Below are 18,619 nucleotides of genomic sequence, written 5' to 3'. Positions count from 1 at the left end.
GAGTCATACGCCGATCCTGACCTGCTGCGGCGCTGAGCACAGTGGAGTTTTGTCTACCCCGTTCGGGGTCCCAGCACCAGCGACCGGAACCGGTGGCCCCGGCAGTGTTGAACCCGTCGAAGAGACGCCGACAAGACGTCGAAGCGGTATGTCGCGGCCGTTGGCGCCGTGGCCACACTTCCCAGGAGCTCCTCATGACCGGCACCATCCTGTCCTCGGCCACGCACCGGCGTACGGCGACCGCCGTAGTTCTGACCGCAGCCCTGACCGGAGTCCTTGCTGGATGCGGGGCCCCCTCCACCACCACCTCCGCCGCATCCGCACCGGCGGCGAAGACGGCGGGCGCTTCCCCGGCCACGGCCACCGGCTCCTCCCTGCACATGATCACCAACCAAGGGCACCGGCTGGCCTTCCACGTCACCGCGGGCCACCTGCCCGCGATCGTCCTGGACGCCGGCGGCGGCCTCGACTCCTCCTATTGGAAGAACATCGTCCCGGCCCTGGCCAAGAAGACCGGATCGGAGATCATCACCTACGACCGGGCCGGGATGGGCGCCAGCGAGGCGGTCCCCGGGCCGTGGAAGGTCCAGAACGCCGTCTCGGACCTGAGGGCGGGTCTCACCGCCCTCGGCGCGACCCATGACGTGGTCCTGGTGTCGCATTCCGAGGCCGGGGAGATCGCCACCTACCTCACCCGCGAGCATCCCGGACAGGTCGCCGGGGCCGTCCTCGTCGACGCCAGCCTGCCTGAGTTTGCCACCGACGCCGAGATCGCCCGGGTCGCGGCCGCCACCCAGGCACGGGTCGACGCGCTGAAGGGACACGCCACCACGAAGGCCGACCGCCAACTGCTGGCTGTCGCAGCCAACTTCGTACCGGACCAGCGTGCTTACCACAAGATCGCCTGGCCGGCCGCCGTCCCCGCCATCCTCATCGAATCGGCGCAGACCCCGTTCCCGACCTCGGCGACGGACGCCCGAGCATGGCGCGACGCCCAGGCCGAGTTCGCCCACGCGGCGCCCAACCGGCAACTCGTCGTCGCTGCCAACAGCTCCCACGACATCCCCCTGGACCGCCCCGACATCGTCGAGGCGCAGATCGAAGCCATGGTGAAAACCGTTCGCTGACGGGCAGGACGGCGGCCCTCGGTCGCGGCACCGGCACTCGCGCCGCGGAGCCGCGACCGGCTTGTCCGCCGCCCTCCCGTGCCCGGGGACGGGCCGTCCCGCTCCGCGCAGGGGAGAGTTCTCCCCTCCCCCACCGGGACCTCGACACCCGTGTGGGCGCCGCCGCCTCCCGGCGTGCCGGCTCCGTCAAACGAGCCATCCCGCTCGACCGGAACTTCCCACCCCGTTCCCCCCTCCCCAGGAGTGCTCTGCCATGACCGGCCTCGCACGCTGGTGCTTCCGGCACCGGCTCACCGTCATCGCCGTATGGGCCGCGACCCTGGTCGCGATCGCCGTCCCGTACCTGATGCTCGGCACCGCCTACGACGACGCGTTCGACCTGCCCGGCATGGAATCGACCAAGGCCCAGAACCTTCTGCGGTCCAGCGCGCCGACGCAGGCCGGCGACGCCGACCAGATCGTGATCCACACCCGGCACGGCTCCGTCCAGGACCCCGCTGTCCGGCAGCGGGTGTCCGCCATGCTCGCCCGAGTCGCCCAACTGCCGTCAGTCGCCTCCGTCGACAGCATGTACGCCCCTGCCGGCGCCGCCCAGATCAGCCCGGACAAGACCGTCGCCTACGCCACGGTGACCTTCGACGCCCAGGCTGACCGGGTGCCCGTCGCCGACACCACCCGGGTCATCAACACCGCGCAGGCCGTCGCCGACGCCGACCTGGAGATCGCACTGGGCGGAGGGGCGGTCAGCAACGCCAACAGCACCGCGACACCGGCCACCGAATACCTAGGGATCCTGGCGGCGGGCATCATCCTGTTCCTCGCCTTCGGCACCCTTCTCGGCATGCTCGTTCCCTTGGTGGTGGCGATAGCCGGTGTCGGCGCCGGCATGCTCACCATCGGTCTGCTCTCCCACCTCATCACGCTGGGCACCATCGCCCCCACCGTCGCAGCCCTGATCGGCCTCGGTGTCGGAATCGACTACGCCCTGTTCATCGTCGTCCGCTACCGCACCGGCCTGCAGAACGGCCTGTCCCCGCAAGAGGCCGCCGTACGGGCCCAGAACACCTCCGGACGCGCCGTACTGTTCGCCGGCGGGACCGTGATCGTCTCCTTGCTCGGCATGCTCATCCTGCGGATCACCCCGCTGACCGGGATCGGGCTCGCCGCCGTCACGACCGTCCTGTTCACCGTCCTCGCCGCGGTGACCCTGCTCCCGGCCCTGTTCGCGCTCTTCGGCACCCGCCTGATCACTCGCCGCCAACGCAGGCGCCTTGCAGCCGCCGGCCACCGAGCAGCCGCCCCTGCCGGCAGCGGCTTCTGGGAGCGATGGGCCCGCCTCGTCGGCCGCCGCAAGGCCGCGTTCAGCATGGTGGCGCTCGTGGTCATCGCCGTCCTGTCCGCGCCCGTCCTGTCCCTGCGGCTGGGCTCCGCCGACGCCGGCAACGACCCCGCCGGCACGACCACCCGCACCGCCTACGACCTGCTGGCCGACGGCTTCGGCCCGGGCTCCAACGGTCCCCTCGTCCTGGTCGCCCCCCTGCACGGGCCCGGCGACGCCGCGGCCCTCAACGCCCTCACCGCCACCGTCCGCCGCGTCCCCGGCATCGCCTCCGTACAGGCCGCCACCGCCACCGCCACCACCAAGCTGGGCGTCATCGAAGCCGTCCCCACCACCGCACCCCAGGACCAGGCCACCAGCACCCTGATCGACCACCTGCGCCACGACGTCATCCCCGCCGCCGAGAAGAACACCTCCCTGCACGTCTACGTCGGCGGCTACACCGCCACCAACAACGATTTCGCCGACCTCCTGACCAGCAAACTCCCGCTCTTCCTCGCTATCATCGTCGCCCTCGGATGCCTTCTGCTGATGGTTGCGTTCCGCAGCGTCGTCATCCCTCTGACCGCGGCTGCGATGAACCTCCTCGCCTCCGCCGCGTCCTTCGGCGTGGTCGTCGCCGTCTTCCAGTGGGGTATGGGCACGGAGTTCCTCGGCGCCGGCGGGGCAGGCCCCGTCGAAGCCATCCTGCCCGTGATCATGCTCGCGATCCTTTTCGGCCTCTCCATGGACTACCAGGTCTTCCTCGTCAGCCGCATGCACGAGGAGTGGCAGCACACCAGCGACAATCAGCACGCGGTGCGCACCGGCCAGGCCACCACCGGACGCATGATCACCGCTGCCGCCCTCATCATGATCTGCGTCTTCACCGCCTTCGTCCTCGGCGGCCAGCGCACCATCGCCGAGTTCGGCGTCGGCCTCGCCACCGCCGTCGCCATCGACGCTTTTGTCCTGCGCACCGTCCTCGTTCCCGCCCTCATGCACCTGTTCGGCAACGCCAACTGGTGGCTTCCCGCCTGGCTCGACCGGATCCTGCCCCACATCAGCATCGAAGGCGTCCCCGCACCGTCCCCGGCCGGTACCACCGCGCGCAGCGCCCCGCCCGCACCGGTGGTCCCCGCCTTCGTGCCGCCCGCCCCGGCCCCCCTGCGCACGGCCGCTGAGAAGAACATCCTGCCCAGCCGGCCTACCGAACCCGCGCCATACCGGGAGAACACCCGCCCCCACCGGAAGTCACCTGCCGTCGCCTACCTCTGGTGGCTCTCCCTCGGCCTCTTCGGCGCCCACCACTTCTACCTCGGCCGGACGCGCTGGGGATGGCTCTACCTCGCCACCGCCGGCATCGGCGGACTCGGCTGGCTCGCCGATCCCTTCCTCATCCCCCGCCAGGTCCGCACCGCCAACGCTTGTCTGCCTGCCCAGGCGCGGACCCTCGATCCGACCGGAACGGAAGGTGAGCCCGGAGCGGAAGGCACAGGAGCATCAGCTCGGACGGACGGAACCGGCACCACGGCGCACAACCCGACGCGGACACCGTAGATGTTCTGTCCGGGAGGTTGTGCATGGGTGCGTCAGGTCTCGACTGAGGGATCTTGAACAGGCGGGGGCCTTCCGGTTCGCTGTGGATTGCGACGTCTACACCGAGCTGAAGGCCCTCGCACCCCACCGTGATGCACCCCTGACCGAGACCGGCCGAGCGTCTCCAGTTGCTGGGGCAACTTTCTCCACCCTGTCGCATACCGACGGAGTCGACGACGTCCTCTCATCTGCCGTACGTCATGCCCTCGGCCTCTCGCTCGACGGCCCTCTCGCTCGACGGCCCTCAAAACCTCATCCGCTCCAGGGGTTTCGAGCGTCGCGATTCGGACAACTCGCGCGTCCCGAGTGGCTCTGTAGCCATACCACGGAGATGTTCGGTGGAACCGAACTGTGCGGCGGCCAGTGGCAGCGCTTGGTGCGCGGACGAGCCCTGTACCGCCAGACACCCCTGCTGATCCTGGACGAGCCGATGTCTCAGATGGACGCGCGCGCGGGGAGCACGCCCTGTTCCTGGCGATCAAGTGGATCGCTGCCGGGTGCATGACGATCGCCCTCACTCAGCAACTTGAAAACACCCGCCTTACCGACCGGGTGCTTGTCATGGACAAAGACCGCGTAATCGAGCATGGGACGTACGACGACCTCGTCAGCGGCGGTGGCTTGTTCGCCGAACTCGTCGTCCTGGCCAAGGACCGGTGACTGCGATTACTTGCCTTGCAGGATCCGCGACTCGATACGCAACGCCGAAACACAATGGGCACATTCTGCACTCGGTGCGCTGTGACTCCGAACCGCAATTGCCTGCTGCCGATCTTCATGATCTTTGACAGAGCACGCAGGGGGCTCCGTTCAGTCCAGAGTACGGCGACGCTGGACAGGTGGCCCACGGGGCCAGGCAGTGGCTGGTGCTGGACGGCGTCATGGTCCGCCGGCGGTAAGACGTGAGGCCGGCACCCCCAGCTCGGACAAAGTGCCTGGAACGAGCCCATGATGTCCGCGTGGCGATGGTGACGACCTCTCTGTCACTCAGGCGGATCGTGGAAAAGCCAGTCATGCTCGGACGGCAGCGGATCGCCGAGTGGGTCGCGGAAGGCACGCTGACGGTGGCCGCCTCCCGCGCCCGGGAACAGCGCTGGCCGCGGTGCGGCGAAGCCGCCGCCGGGCTCGCGCCCGGTCCGCTGCCGGGAGCGGGCCAGCCATTTTGCGACGGGTGTAGCTCTTCTGCGAGGACGTTCCTGCTCAGGGGCCGTACGTTCGTAGGTGTGCTGGTCGGGAGTTGGGTAGAGGCGTTCGTGCTTGCGTGCGAGGTGGTATCGCCAGTAGGCGTCGAAGTCGCCGTCGTCGAACAGGGCGAGGAGCTCAAGGAGGGCTTCAGTGCCGGCCACGCCACAAGGGGCGCCGGTGATGTCGAGGCGGTCGGTAGAAGGACGCGGGTGGACATCGCAGTGCCCACCGGGCCCGGCAACGGCAGCGCGTTGGTCTTCAGGCGACCGCGAGAGCAACCGGCAGCACCTCGGCCTGGTGGCAAGGCCCGGCCAGGTGGCGGGAAATGAGGGTCATGAATGCCCACTCAGGTCGCAGCACCACAGCCCATGCCCTCGCTGGTGCTGTCCGGGGGCCGGGGCTGGGCTGTGGCTCCGGTCGGCCTCAGCGAGGGGCCTTGGGGGCGCGCCTGAGCTCCAGGACGTAGCCGAGTCCGACGAGCGCCAGGGAGGGCAGTGCGAATTTGCCTTGGGGGAATGTGGCGGTGCCGGGCGGGTCGACCGCAGCGGAGCCGGGATAGGCGAGGGCGGAGATCTGGGTGAGCCAGTAGAGGCCCGCACAGGTCGCCGCGATATCCAGTCCTTCGGGGGTAGGGCTTTGTGTCAGCGGCTTCTTCCACAGGTGGTAAAGGCTCATGGCCGCCAGGGACAGCCCCAGACTCATGGTCTGGGCATTGTGAAATTTGGCGTGGGGCGGCCAGCTGGGGTTGTGGATGTGGGTCTCGTTCCAGTCGGCGACGTAGGGGCCGACGGCCGTGGTGAGCGCCACTGCGGAGATGAGGAGTCTCCCGGTCCGGAATGTCTTGCGTCTACTCATGTCGTTTCTCTCCCTGGCTCTCGAAGGTCCTTATGCCGACGGGCTGTTGTCTTTCCCGGACCTCCTGAGGGCCCGGACATTGCGCCCGGGCAGAGGGCTCGGGCGTGGCCGGTCTGCACTTGGGGTGCCGGGATCCCTCCCTCGTTGGGTGGGCCGACACGGCGTTATGCTGATTGCGATGGACAGAACTGGACTGCGCGAACGGAAGAAGGCGCGTACGCGGCGGCTTATCGCCGACAGTGCCGCGAGCCTGTTCGCTGAGCGCGGCTACGAGAATGTCTCTGTCAGTGACGTGGCGCGTGAGGCCGAGGTCGCCGAGCAGACTGTCTACAACTACTTTCCGACGAAGGAACAGCTGGTCACCGACCGCGACGAGCAGATTCAGGAGCGGCTGTGCGACCTGATTCGCTCTCGGCCGCCCCACACCACCCCGGTGGCCGCCGTACGTGACTTCGTCCTTGAGTCTGTCGCCGGGATTCGCACGATTTCGCCGGACCTCTGGCGCGGGGAACTTGGCTACCTGGCGGGTATCAGTCCGACCGTCTACCGGCTGGCGCTGGAGCTGACCGATCGTCAAGCCGTTGCGCTTGCTGACGCTATCGGCGACAGCACTGCGGTAGAACCCGAGATCGCCAGGCTGCAAGGGATCGCGCTGGCCGGCGTCTTCCAGATCATCATCACTCATGTTGCCGGGCGTACCCGTGAAGGTCTGGGCCAGGTGGAGATCGCCGACGCGTTGTATCCGATGGTCGAGAACGTTCTGGACGAGCTCGAACGCTGGCTCAGCCCCAGCCGCCTGCCCGGCGGCGCTGAGCATTAGGCAAGACCGATCTGCCGGGCCTGCAGGGCGGAGTCCCAGAAGGCGGAGATCGCGATGATGCGGTCGCCGTCCCACTTGACGGTCTGCGTGAACTCGACGTCGAACCCCTTTCCCGTCGGCGGGATCACGGTGCCGTCGGGCAGGGTCATCACCCCGCTGAAGGTGCCTGTGGTGCGGGTGACAACGGTGATCCAGTTTCCACTTCCGAACTGGATCGGGTAGGGGTCGTTGTCCACGTGGACGTCGGGGAAGATGCGAAAGAACTGTTCCATCGCCGCGGCGTGCGCTGCCCGTCCCCGGATAGGCTCCGCGCTGCCTGGGATCTGAGCGATCAGGTCGGGGTGGTGGACCGTGTCCATCGCCGTGAAGTCGCGGGCGTTGAAGGCGTCGTCACCCAGTTTCATCAGGGCGAGCAGGCGGGCGGTCCGGTCGGTGTGGTGGGTTGAGTTGCTCATGATGGCTCCCTTTTCTTGATCAGGACATGGGTCCGTTGCCGCCTGCGCGTTCCGGGTCTCGTTGGACGTAGTCGGTCCCGGTCCTACGAGAACGCGTCGGCGTGGTCGGCGGCGAACTGCTCGAAGGTGCGGGCCGGACGGGCAAGGATCGACTGCACATCGCTGGTGGTGTAGTCGGCCTCGCCCCGGGCGAACAGGCTGAGTGCTTGTGCGTTGTCCTCGGCGACATGTTCGGGGAGGCCGGCGTCGATCATTGCCTGCCTCTGCTGGTCGAAGGTCAGAGGGTGGAAGGTGATCGGCCGGGCGAGGACTTTGGAGAGCACTGCGGCCACGTCCGGGTAGGAGAGCGCCTCGGGGCCGGTGGGCCAGTAGGTCTTGCCCTTGTGCGGGGCGGGTGAGGCAGCGATCTCTGCCGCGAGGGCGGCCACGTCACGTGTGTCGATCATGCCGATCCGGCCGTTGCCCGTTGACGAGCCGAAGCTGTTCGTCGCAGCGATCACCGGTGCCTGCATGAGGAAGTTCTGCATGTACGCGTTGTTCTTCAGGAGCGTGTAGCTGAGCCCGGAGGCGATCAGCCCGCTCTCGATCTCGGCCTGGCCGCGTCGCCGAGCGATGGCCGAGTCGACCGAGGAGTCGCTGGTGATCTTCACGACGTGCTCGACGCCTGCGCGAACGGCGCTGCTCACGACGTTGAGTTCCTGGCGGGGAATCGCCGGGCTGACGAGCACCACGGCTACTACGCCGCGCATCGCCGCGTCGATGGTCGCCGGGTCCTCCAGATCTCCTTGGACCACTTCTACTCCTGCCTGCGCCAACGCGGACGCCCTTCCCTGGTCGCGGACCAGGACCCGAACGGGCTCTGATCGCTGAGCGAGCAGGCGCGCAGTCTCTGCGCCCACCTTGCCTGCGGTGGTGATGAGGAACATCGGAAGCACCTTCTTAGGGTTGACTCTAAAGTTGTTGTCCACTCTAGCAATGATGGTGGTGCGGCTTATTCCCGCACGTTGACGGCAGTGGCGTTCGACGGTGCGCGGCATCAACGTCGACGAGGTCCAAGCGGGGCTGCCCTGTTGACAAAGATGGGTCGGCCTCCGGGGCCGGTGGGGCTGGACGATCTGAGGACAGAGCGGGAGGGGCATCAAAGACGCGGGCGCAGCCCAAGGCGCGGGTGGTGGGGGCGATCATGGTGCCGCGCTGGCGGGAAGATCTCACGAGGGACGTCCTGCCGAATGCGCACCGGGACATCCTGGAGGTGACCGCGGACGCGTCGAGGCCGACGCAGGCCAAGCAGATCGTGCGTCGGCATGACGAAGTGCCAACGCAGGGTGCGGTTGGGGGAGATCCGGCGGTCGCGCGGCCTCCTGGCGTAGAGGAATTGCGTGCGACTGAAACCGGTCGAGCGGCTTTTTTTCGGGAGGAGGCTGGAGGTGGGTAGTACCGGCCGCGACGAGCGCCCCTCCACGGCCGGTCCCGCCTAACCCGTGGCGCCGACGTCGCGGGAATGCGTCGGCGTCACGGGAACCGAGGCCGCTTCTGCGGACGGTCGACTCGTGTTGCCGTCTTCTCACTGCGAAGCTCGGAGCCGCCAGCCTGCTGTATGGCCAGACGGCTCCGAGATCTACCCGGCTGACGCGGCCGCTGTGTCGGGGATGTGGGCGTGCTGCGTGAGGAACAGGGCTGCGCGGTCCAGTGCCTGGTCGGCCTCGTCGAGAACGCCGGCGAACGACTGGAACACGTGCGGCACGTCGGCGGTGATGTCCAGGATGACATCCACTCCGGCTGCCCTTGCACGCGCGGCCAGGCGCGTGGAGTCGTCCAGCATGATCTCGTTGGTACCCACCTGGATGAGCACCGGGGGGAAGCCGGCCAGGTCGGCGAGGACGGCTGGGCTGAGCATGGGCTGGCGCGGGTCCTGCCCGCCGAGGTACATGGCTCCGGTGTGTTCCACGGACTTGCGGGTGAGGATCGGGTCGATGCCTTCCTTGGTGTCCATGCTCTCGCCCGTGCGGGTGGCGTCGAGGCCTGGGGAGAACATCACGATGGCGGCGGGCAGCGGGAGGCCCGCGTCGCGGGCGGCCAGGCAGGTCGTGACGGTGAGGCCGCCGCCGGCCGAGTCACCGGCGAACACGATGGTCGAAGGGTCCTGACCCCTGTCTAGGAGGGCGCGGTAGGCGCTCAGTGTGTCTTCGATCGCGGCCGGGAACGGGTGCTCGGGGGCAAGCCTGTAGTCCACCGAGTATGCCCCGAAGCCGGTCTTGGCAACGAGGTGTCCCGTCAGCGACAGGACGCTCTCGGGGGAGCCGTATACCCAGCCGCCGCCGTGGAAGTACAGGATCGTCCCGGCATTCGGCCCGTTGTCCGGCTCGACAAGCAGTGCGGGTCGGTTGCCGAGCGTTGTCTGCGTGGTGCGGATGCTGTCGGGCACGATCATCCGGGCCATCAGAGCCTCGAATCCGGCTCGGATCGCCTCGACCGACCGAGGACCCTCGGGGCGCGGCTGCCGCAGCATTGCGTCAATCTGCGCGCGCTGTTCCTTGCTCATCTTCTTCTCCTAAGTACCTTCCACCGCACTAGATGCCACGGCATATAGAGTAGACTATATGCCGTGGCATCTAAAGCAAGCGGTGAGACGGTCGACCTTCCGGGCTTCTTCGCTGACCTGGTCCGATGCGAGACGCGTCTGTACAACGCCCTCAACGACCGTCTCCGTGAGCGGCACGGGATCGTCACCTCGCAGTTCGAGGCCCTGCGCTACCTGCGCGAGCACCCCGGGTCCCGCGTGGCGGACCTCGCCGTCGAATTCGCCATCGGCATCGGGGCGACCAGCAAGACCATCGACCGTCTGGAGAAGCAGGGATGGGCCGTCCGGCAGCCGAATCCGTCCGATCGCCGATCCTCACTGCTGACCCTGACCGACGACGGCCTGCAGCTGGTCGACGCGGCAGAAGGGACCTTTACCGAGCGGTTGGCCGAGCTGACCGCAGATGCGCTCAAGGCGTCTCCCATGACGGCCGCCGCGCAGGCCCTCTCGGCGCTGCGTTCCGTCCTGGAGCGCGACCAGATCGGCACGCCCACAGGCTGACGCGTTTCCGCAACCCGGTCGAAACGGCAACGGCCAGGCATGGCCGGCCTCGGCACACCATCAGGATCTGCCCCGGACTGGCGAGAAGGGTGCCGTAGGCCGGGACGCGCGCACATGCGTTCAGAGCCCGGCTTCCGGGTCGGCCCACCCCTCCGACTTCTGCCGACCAGCCAGGCCCACACACCGTCCCCCGCAACCCAGTAGCCGATCACGAGAATGGCGAAACTGCAGGCGATCACGCCGCTGTCCTTCTCCTCACGTTCGACAGCTTCTGGAACAGCAACTCCGCCCCGCGGCGGTCGAGTTCTACACAGCCGAGTTCATCAATGCATATAAGATTGACGCGTCCGTAGCGCGCGGTGGCCATGGACAGCTGCTTCTCATCAGCGGCGTCGGCCGGCTCGTTGACGAGCTCGGTGGCCGGGACGTAGCGGACCTGGAGACCGTGCAGCGTGGTACAGACAGGCGGGGCGGGGTACCCGGGCAGCAAGGCGGGCACCGGTCTCCGTTACGTGGTCGCCTGTGCGTCCAGGGCCATAGCGGACTCCAGCGAGACCAGGCGTGCGTTCTGCAGCGTCGCTATCTCCCAGCGGTCGTTCTGCCAGACCATCGCGAACAACTGCAGGAAGTAACGGGTCGGCGGCGGTTCCTCTTCGCCGGCCATCATCATGCCGAAACGGTGGTGTATCACGGCGCAGCCCGGCGCGACGAGCCGGGTGAAGTCCACCTCGCTCCGCACGAGCCGGGAGCCCTTCAGTACCGTGTCGAAGACCGGCTGCTGAAATGCGATCACCGTGTCACGTCCCTTGTGGACAGTGCCGTCGAAATCAATGAGTTCGGCGTCCTGCGCGAAATCCGCGGCGAACGCGGTCGCGTCACCACGGTTCCACCCCTCGATCATTCGGGCAGGGACAGCACGCAGAGTGCCGAGCGACGGATTCATTTGCAGGGACCTTTCCGCTTTTCGTCTTTCAGTCACCATCCTTGCCGGGTCCGACGAGCTGGTCATTGACGATCAGTGCACCGTCGTTGGACACGCGTGCCCCCGGGCTGTGTCCGTAGGTGGCCTTGAACAGCCGACTGAAGTGCGCCGGGTCCATGAAACCCCACGAGGCGGCCACCGCGGCGACCGTGGTGTTCCTCCGGGTCAGATCCGCGTAGCACCGCTCCAGGCGCCGTCGGCGGATCAGGGCAGCCACGGTGAGGGGCTGGTCCTGGAAGAGCTTGTGCAGTCGGCGCACCGACACATGATGTGCCGCGGCCACCTTGGCCGGGGTGAGATCCCGGTCGGACAGTCTCGCCTCGATGAAGCCGATGACTCTCGTGCGGAGTACGTCGTCCTCGACCGGGCGGACGTCACCCAGGCGAGACGCCAGCGTCACGGCGATCAGTTCGATCACCGCAGCCGCCGACCGGTCCGCTTCGTGGGCGCGGAACCCGTCCAGGGTCCGCATCATGTCCCGTACAAGCGAGGACACCAGAGCTCCGGGGCCCCGGTCACCACGAATTCTCACGCCGACCAGCCGCGCCACGTCGTCCGCGCCGAGCCGCAGCAGGTGTCGCGGCATCAGCATGGTCACGTGGGTGGTCGCGGAACTGGCGAACCGCACCGGCCGTACCGGGTCGATGAGGACCAGGTCCATGGGTCCCAGCACGGTGGTGTTGCCGCCCTGCTCGATACGTACCTGTCCTCGTGTCACCACCTCGACCTGCCACAGCTCGCTGTCGCGGGCGCGTGCGGAGCGGGCATCGCGGAAGCACTCGCCCTCCGGGGTCACCAACTCGGTCAGGCGCAAAGGACCCAGGTCGCGGCTCACCACGTCGGCGCGGAAGTCCTCACCCGTGTGCCGGTCGCCGCGCAGCGGCGGCAGGCCGCTGCCCTCAAGCATCTCCAGAAAGCCGTCGGCGCTTTTCACCCGGACCTCGGCTTGCGCGACGCCGCTCAGCCGCGGCCTGTCACCGTCCATCACTGCCATTGTCCCATCGTCACCGCTGCCGCGCTCCGGTCACGGCGGCCGTGCGTGCGCCCTGTCTGGCGCTGGACACACGTCCCCCAAGCATCGTGTCACGGGCGAATCACCAACCCCATAGATGCCCTCCCGCCCAACGGTCCCGAACTGGACATAAATACTCGGGTTGGACTGGCTGGAGGCCCTGAGACGGCTTTGCCTACGTGTGCCATGTGGGGCCGGATCGCGCCGTCGCCCAGAGTGTCCGGTCCACGATCAGCAAGGGGCGACCGCCGCCGACCTTCCAGACCGCGCCCCGACCGCGGGAGGCCACAAAGCGCTTCAGAGATCCCGGCACCCGCCTCCACCTGACAACCAATCACCGACGCCAGAGCATTTAGCAGGCCACCGCGACGATCGCCTTCTTCCAGGACCACCGCATCGCAGCCACCCGCCCGGTAAACATCCCCAGGATTCGCCGGGTCAGCGGCCCCCAACACCCCTGCGGCCCGTCCAAGACGGCCAGGCGCGCCGAGGTATCACGTGTCATCTCGCTCGCCGCCTGTCCCCTGCCACCAACCAAACCATCGCGGTACAACACGCCCCACTACCACCAAGATCCGGACCATACGCGGGCCAACTCCCCACATTGAACCCGTCGGACCGACATTCTTGCTGGTCAGAAGGCTATACCGCCCGTACCACCAGTAGACGAAGAACCTGCTGGTACTGCGTGCATGTGGGTGTGCGGCATGACTTGTCACCACGAAATTTTCGACAGCTTGCCGAGTCAGCGCAGCGAGGGGTCTTTGGACCTGCAGGTTCGGGTGGCGTGAGGTATGTGTTGAGGCTGACATCACCTCAGCTCCGTGGAGTTGAGAGCGGATCCTCTGGACGGACCACACCCGCCGCTGGCCCTATTCGGGGCTACGGCGGCCGGCGTGCGCGAGTTCGCCGACCGGCGCCAGTGTGTGTCCGCCGTCACCCGCGCACCACCACACAGCTTCGCGTTCCCGCTCCGAGCCGTGGGCGCCGAGGTCATGCCGGGGACACACCGGCCAGACCCGCCAGGTCCGTTCGAGGAGGCTCTCCTGGATCAGGATCGCCAGGCTGGTCAGTGCCATGACCGGGTCGTCGCACATGTCCGGCAGGATGGGGCCGCCCCAGTTGAGCCGTCCGCCGTCGGCAAGGCGGACGCCGGCTCCCGCCGGGAACCAGTCCTCCAAAATCTCGATCTCCGGTTCGCCCTCGATCCCGCGTGTGGGCAGGTCGCGGGCCACGACCCGCAGCGCGGCGCGCAACGTCTCCAAACGCTCGGGAACAAGGTCGAAGCCGGGATCAAAGCCCACGTCGTCCAGAATGCGCCGGGCCAGGGCGGTCATCTCCGCCTGCGACACCTCGCCCGGGTTGCGCTCGACGACTTCCAGGACAGCGTCGGTGCAGTGGAACCAGTCGAGCAGTTCACAGGCAAGAGCGACGACGTCCTGCGGGTCGAGGTTGCCCTCCCGCAGGCCGAGGTAGACCTTGCGCGGCAACTGTTCACTGTCCGCTTCGTATTCTGCCCTCGTGTTGCTCACCGGCCCAGTATCCCGACGCTGCTCGGTTCGCCAGTGCATGACCTTTCGGCACGACGCCCGAGTCACTCGCCGACAGAACCATGACCTCACTACTTGATCGCGGCCACCGCTCGAAAGGCACCTTACCCGTGGAGATTTGCAGTACTGCTTGAATGGCGCGTCGCGTGCCTGGAGAGTCAAACGAGCGTCAGATCAGGGGGCAGCCGTTGGGGACCTTGTCGGTCATTCGGCGATGTCGACGCCGTAGCTGCGAGCGAGGTCGGCCAGGCCATGGTCGTAGCCTTGGCCGACGGCGCGCAGCCGCCAGCTCTCTCCCCGGCGGTACAACTCGGCAAGGACCATGGTGCGTTCGGTGGTGGCGGCGTCGAGGGTGGCTCGGGCAGTCGGGGCCGCGCCGATTCCGCAGGTGGCGGTGATCTCGACGGCTCCGACGTCGGAGAAGGTCGCGGCTCCGTCGATGGCGGCGGCGATGACGACTCTGTGGATTTCTAGGGGCAAGCGCTCCAGGTCGGCGGTGACGGCCTGTTCCGTCGGGCCGTCCATGGCAAGCCGTACGGTGCCGTCGGGGTGCTCGGGGGCGCTGTAGAAGACAAAGTCCTCGTCTCCTGGGACCTGTTCCCGCTCGTCGATGGCGAAGGCGACGATGTCCACGTCGCAGACAGTCTGCTGGCGCCATGTGGCCGCCACGGTCCAAGCCATGCCGGTGTCGGACAGGTCGATGACGGCACCTCGGACCAGTACGTCTGCCGTGTCCGGCTGGTTCCCGGCCGCGTTGGGTGCCGGTGCGGGCGTGGGGGCGAGGAGCCAGTCGGCGTGGTGCACGTTCAGGCCGAGGGCGGTGATTCGGCTCATCCGTCGGTCCGTTTCGCCGCTGGGCAGCACGACGACGTCGGACACGCGGGCCGAGAGGTTGACCGCCGCGGAGGCGCCGAGGGCGACAGCACGCGCGCGTGCCTCGGCGGCCTCGTCGTGGGTGCCGCCCAGGACCAGGACCCTGCGTCCGGCGAGCGACCGGTCCGCCGTGACGGTGGACGTGGCCGGTGTGGCAGGGCGCTGGGGCGGGATGCCCGCCGCCGACGCAGAGGGAGCGATGTTCGCCGTGTGCGTGTGCGCGTTTGCGGGCGTCTGCGTCGCGCGACGCTGCCTGGCGGTGTCCTTGGCCTGACCGGGTCGCATGCTCTCCAGCAGACGCAGATACGTCGGCTCGTCGACGAGCGGCACGCCCGCGTCGGCGGCGCGGCGCAGCTTGGTGGATGCGGAGCGCGGGTCGTTCGTGACGACGACGCTGGTCCGAGCGCTGACCGAGGTCATCATGTTCAGTCCGGCTGCCACCGAACAGGCGACCAGTTCCTCGCGGGAGACCTTGGTTTCCCCGGTGATGGCGACCTTCATGCCCTGCACGAGGGGCCCGTCCGGCGTCAGTCGGCCCGGATTTCGGTACGCGCACGGCGTCTTGGGAACGTAGGGCTTGTAGTCCTGGCGGGGCGGGCACTCCAGGAGCGGAAGGGCCAGACCGAGCTGCTCGGCTGCGCCCAGCGTGCCACGCAGGATGCCGGAGAGGACGCGTACGTCGTCCTGCGCGTCGTGGGCCTTCTCCTGGCGCACGCCGTAGTGGGCGGCGAGGGTGCCCAGTTTGAGATCGGGGACCGCGGGGCCGACCAGGCGGTTGAGGGCCAGCGTGCACAGCCGCCTACTGACCGGGACCCAGGAACGGACGTGGGCGAACTCGTGGGCCAGGAAGTCGTAGTCGAACTGGGCGTTGTGGGCAACCAGGACACGGCTGCTGAGCAGCGCTCCCACCTGCGGCGCAACTTCCTCGAACGTGGGCGCGCCAGCGAGACGGTCGGGGGTGAGTCCGTGAATGTGCACCGGGCCGGGGTCGCAGCCCGGATTGAGGAGAGTGGAGAACTCCCCCGTCTGATTGCCGTGTGCGTCCAGCGTCAGGATCGCGAGCGACAGGACGCGATCCCGGCCAGGTCTCAGCCCGGAGGTCTCCACGTCAACCAGCGCCCAGTCATGGAAGTAATCCGGCAGAGTAGGCCGCTTCGGACTCGACGACAGCAGGACCATGTGAGGCTCCCCTCCCCCGGCGCGGCGGGCGGCACGCCCCTCCACGGTGATGATCGACCGGTGGATTTTCGCACGTTCCGGGCGCCGGTCGTGGTGGATTCACAACGGAGAGCTAACCCTCCGACACCGATCGAGATCGACAACACCCTTACGTTCCCAATCCGGTCCGAGCAGTAGGCGAAGGCTGAGCTCGAGACGATCGGATATCCAGCTCGGCGTCGTCGGATGAGGTGGTCGTACCGTCAGTCGGCCACGGAGGTCACCCTCGGGGGTTCGTGCCGAGGAGTTCCGTTCGTCGGTACTGGTCACGTACCTCGCGCAAGGAGAGTCGCCGACCGTCGTCCGTGGTGACGTGCCAGAAGGCCATGCCTACGCAACTGCGGGTGCCGCAGACCGTCTTGCCGGCCTCATCCGCGGTGTTGAAGCGGTCACCGCTGGGCAGTGTGATGACCCCGTCGGAGTCCACCGTGGCGGTGAAGTGCCGTCCCTTGTGGTCCGCCTCGATGGTGGTCCCGGCCGGCAGGACGCCCTCGCGCATGAGGCTCGCCAGGTAGGTGCGCAGTGGGCGTCGGCGAGGCTGCTGAGGCGCTGATGGCGACTGGTTCGCCGGAGCGGGCGGCTGGGCCATGATCGGGCGGAAGCCGAGTGAGACGGGGTCCCATATGCGTTCACACAAGCGTCGGTAGAGTTCACCGCGTAGTTCGACGGCCTCCTTCATGGTGGCGTTGCCGAGTTCACGGAAGTGGCTTTCGATCCTGTTGGCAGCGATGAACTTCTTCAGGGCTGGGTGGTTTCGCCGGTAGCCAGGCGCCAGGATCGCCGCCAGGGCATTCTGGCGGGCGTACTGGCGGCGCTTCTCATCCAGAGGGGCGTCGTTGTAGCTGGCATTGTCGTCCTGGCGCAGAAGGACGAGCACTCCCAAGCGGGAGCGCCAGGCGCGGAAGGTGGCTTCGTCGGGTGCGTCGTGGGGCACGTGACGTTCAGGGTGGTTGGCGTACAGATGCTCGATCTGCCACTGCCGTTGAGTGCTGAGGTACTTGCCGCTCGGGTCGTCGTTCCCGAGGCCGCTTTCGACGTATGCGGTCAGGCGGGCCAACAGGTAGCGGACTTGCGCCCTGTTGTTGCCGCGCATGCCGAACAGGGCTATCTGTTCGAAGCTGCCGGTCGGCAGGCCAGCCGAGAGCAGGTCGGCTACGTCCTGCACGGTTGTGCAGTTCCGCAGTGCAGGGATGAGGCTGTGAATATCTGACCGAAGGTCTTTGGCCTGGGCCGGTTCATCGTTGAGGAAGCGCTCGACGTAGATGCGGTCGAGGTAGTTGGCGATCAGGGCGGCTTTCTGGTTGGCCGATGTTCCCGTGTCCAGGGGATGGACGGCTGCCAGGAGGAGGGCCATCTGATCCGTCAGACCGTTGGCCTCGTTGTAGTAGACCGCGTTGAGGCCGTTCTCAGGGTAGGGGCGTTTACCGGCTTCGAGGAAGGTGCGGTGATGGCCGGCCAGGCGTAGCAGATCTTCGATGAAGCGGAAGAAGTCGTCCGGCTGGTGAAGGCCGATATGCTCGGCGTTCCTACGAAGCCAGACATTCAACGCGGCGTCAATCTCTTCCGCGTCACCGCTGTCCGGGGAGAGGTCCGCGTAGCAGGCGAGCAGCGCGGATTTCAGGAATCCGCGAGGTGCGTCGGTGTCGCCGCGGACGCTGGTGAGTTTGGCCAGCATGCGACGCCACTGCTCGTTCAGCTTCTCTTCGTCCCTGCGGGCACTGGAGAGAAGGAAGCTCTTGACGAGGTCCACCGGTGTCAGCCGGGCTCCGCGGTCGTTCATCGACTCGAAAATACGAAAGCCACTGTTGCGGTTGGGAGCGCGAATGCCGACCAGGACGACCTTGGACAACAGCCAGTCGACGAACACCGGCCAGTGTTCCGCCTCCAGACGGCCATCCAGCAGTTCCGCTATCTGCCCACTGCGCTCATACAGGTTGCGCACGGAAAGGGAAGCGTCGAACGGCACCTCGTACGGGTGGTCGCGGTAGAGCGCTTCCAGAGCATCCCGCCGCTCATCTATGTCGAGACGGAACTGCAGTCGGCCCCCGCGGCCGAAATCGGTAATGACCCGGTCGAGCTTGCGCAGCGTGTCCCGCTGCCCCAACCGATCGGCAGTCCGGTGCAGGTGCAGGAAGAGCAGGTGCAGTGTCGTGAAACGCTGCTGCCCGTCCACCAAGAAGCGAATCTGTCGTTCTTCCTGCACATAGACGAACGGTCCGAGGAAGAACACGGGTGCATCGGGCTGGTGTATCCGCCCCTCCCGCATCCGCTCGTCGAAAGTACCGAACAGGTCCGTCAGAAGAGTCCGCACGTCTTCCGCGGACCACGCGTACTCCCGCTGGTAGTACTCGATGCGGTAACAGCCGTGACCGAACAGATCCCGTAAATCGAACGCACTTCCGTCAATCGATCCCGAATCCAACACCCCACCCCCGGTATGGACATGCCACCTGCGGCCATCTTCATGACACCCCGGAATCAAGCGGAGGTAAACACCCGTACGCCGGGAATCTGCCGCACCGACGTCAGCCAGATACACGTGT

At 67.4% G+C, this 18,619-nt stretch carries 14 protein-coding genes and 1 pseudogene; 4 read left to right on the top strand and 11 right to left on the bottom strand.

The window, feature by feature from the left end; translation table 11 throughout:
• Positions 1-194: 194 nt before the first annotated feature.
• Both ACH4DZ_RS28165 and ACH4DZ_RS28160 read left to right on the top strand, forming a co-directional pair.
• Positions 195-1,127: an alpha/beta fold hydrolase gene (locus tag ACH4DZ_RS28165; protein WP_398290155.1), complete on the top strand. Its 933-nt coding sequence runs from the start codon at positions 195-197 to the stop codon at positions 1,125-1,127.
• 253 nt (positions 1,128-1,380) lie between these two features.
• Complete coding sequence (locus ACH4DZ_RS28160; RefSeq protein ID WP_398290154.1) at positions 1,381-4,005, top strand: MMPL family transporter; 2,625 nt, start codon at positions 1,381-1,383, stop codon at positions 4,003-4,005.
• A 1,022-nt stretch (positions 4,006-5,027) separates the two neighbouring features.
• Here ACH4DZ_RS28160 and ACH4DZ_RS28155 read toward each other — a convergent pair.
• Positions 5,028-5,390, bottom strand: coding sequence for a hypothetical protein (locus ACH4DZ_RS28155; protein ID WP_398290153.1), 363 nt, complete (start codon positions 5,388-5,390; stop codon positions 5,028-5,030).
• A gap of 262 nt (positions 5,391-5,652) precedes the next feature.
• On the bottom strand, positions 5,653-6,084 hold the full coding sequence (locus ACH4DZ_RS28150; RefSeq protein WP_398290152.1) for a DUF6640 family protein: 432 nt from the start codon (positions 6,082-6,084) through the stop codon (positions 5,653-5,655).
• 178 nt (positions 6,085-6,262) lie between these two features.
• On the opposite strand from ACH4DZ_RS28150, the gene ACH4DZ_RS28145 reads away from it, so the two are divergent.
• Positions 6,263-6,904 (top strand): TetR/AcrR family transcriptional regulator, encoded by a 642-nt coding sequence (locus ACH4DZ_RS28145; RefSeq protein WP_398290151.1) that lies wholly within the window; start codon positions 6,263-6,265, stop codon positions 6,902-6,904.
• On the opposite strand, the gene ACH4DZ_RS28140 is transcribed toward ACH4DZ_RS28145, so the two are convergent.
• The 3 genes from ACH4DZ_RS28140 to ACH4DZ_RS28130 all read right to left on the bottom strand — a co-directional run bounded on the left by ACH4DZ_RS28140 (position 6,901) and on the right by ACH4DZ_RS28130 (position 9,901).
• The gene (locus ACH4DZ_RS28140; protein WP_398290150.1) at positions 6,901-7,359 is read right to left on the bottom strand and encodes an ester cyclase; all 459 of its coding nucleotides are present in this window, start codon (positions 7,357-7,359) and stop codon (positions 6,901-6,903) included. The two genes, ACH4DZ_RS28145 and ACH4DZ_RS28140, sit on opposite strands and share 4 nt — an antisense overlap.
• A gap of 83 nt (positions 7,360-7,442) precedes the next feature.
• Positions 7,443-8,285 carry an NmrA family NAD(P)-binding protein gene (locus ACH4DZ_RS28135; RefSeq protein ID WP_398290149.1) on the bottom strand — a complete coding sequence of 281 codons (843 nt, stop codon included), beginning with the start codon at positions 8,283-8,285 and terminating at the stop codon, positions 7,443-7,445.
• A 692-nt stretch (positions 8,286-8,977) separates the two neighbouring features.
• Positions 8,978-9,901, bottom strand: a complete 924-nt coding sequence (locus tag ACH4DZ_RS28130; RefSeq protein WP_398290148.1) for an alpha/beta hydrolase — start codon at positions 9,899-9,901, stop codon at positions 8,978-8,980.
• A gap of 63 nt (positions 9,902-9,964) precedes the next feature.
• On the opposite strand from ACH4DZ_RS28130, the gene ACH4DZ_RS28125 reads away from it, so the two are divergent.
• Positions 9,965-10,441 (top strand): MarR family winged helix-turn-helix transcriptional regulator, encoded by a 477-nt coding sequence (locus ACH4DZ_RS28125; protein ID WP_398290147.1) that lies wholly within the window; start codon positions 9,965-9,967, stop codon positions 10,439-10,441.
• A 230-nt stretch (positions 10,442-10,671) separates the two neighbouring features.
• Here the strand turns inward: ACH4DZ_RS28125 and ACH4DZ_RS28120 are convergent.
• The 6 genes and pseudogenes from ACH4DZ_RS28120 to ACH4DZ_RS28095 all read right to left on the bottom strand — a co-directional run.
• Positions 10,672-10,886, bottom strand: a pseudogene (locus ACH4DZ_RS28120) (ATP-binding protein); the annotation flags it as partial.
• A gap of 63 nt (positions 10,887-10,949) precedes the next feature.
• A complete protein-coding gene (locus ACH4DZ_RS28115) occupies positions 10,950-11,450 on the bottom strand; it encodes an SgcJ/EcaC family oxidoreductase (RefSeq protein ID WP_398290146.1) in 501 nt (166 codons plus the stop codon).
• On the bottom strand, positions 11,413-12,408 hold the full coding sequence (locus tag ACH4DZ_RS28110; protein ID WP_398290145.1) for a helix-turn-helix domain-containing protein: 996 nt from the start codon (positions 12,406-12,408) through the stop codon (positions 11,413-11,415). The genes ACH4DZ_RS28115 and ACH4DZ_RS28110 overlap by 38 nt, the downstream gene beginning before the upstream one ends.
• An 899-nt stretch (positions 12,409-13,307) precedes the next feature.
• On the bottom strand, positions 13,308-13,967 hold the full coding sequence (locus ACH4DZ_RS28105; RefSeq protein WP_398290144.1) for a hypothetical protein: 660 nt from the start codon (positions 13,965-13,967) through the stop codon (positions 13,308-13,310).
• 222 nt (positions 13,968-14,189) lie between these two features.
• On the bottom strand, positions 14,190-16,037 hold the full coding sequence (locus ACH4DZ_RS28100) for a TerD family protein (protein ID WP_398290142.1): 1,848 nt from the start codon (positions 16,035-16,037) through the stop codon (positions 14,190-14,192).
• A 259-nt stretch (positions 16,038-16,296) separates the two neighbouring features.
• Positions 16,297-18,501: a DUF262 domain-containing protein gene (locus ACH4DZ_RS28095; RefSeq protein WP_398290141.1), complete on the bottom strand. Its 2,205-nt coding sequence runs from the start codon at positions 18,499-18,501 to the stop codon at positions 16,297-16,299.
• Positions 18,502-18,619: the final 118 nt, after the last annotated feature.

The organism is Streptomyces sp. NPDC017991, from assembly GCF_044328075.1.
Lineage (GTDB): Bacteria > Actinomycetota > Actinomycetes > Streptomycetales > Streptomycetaceae > Streptomyces.
Note: the sequence above shows the minus strand (reverse complement) of the source record. Positions and strands in the feature narration are given on the sequence as shown.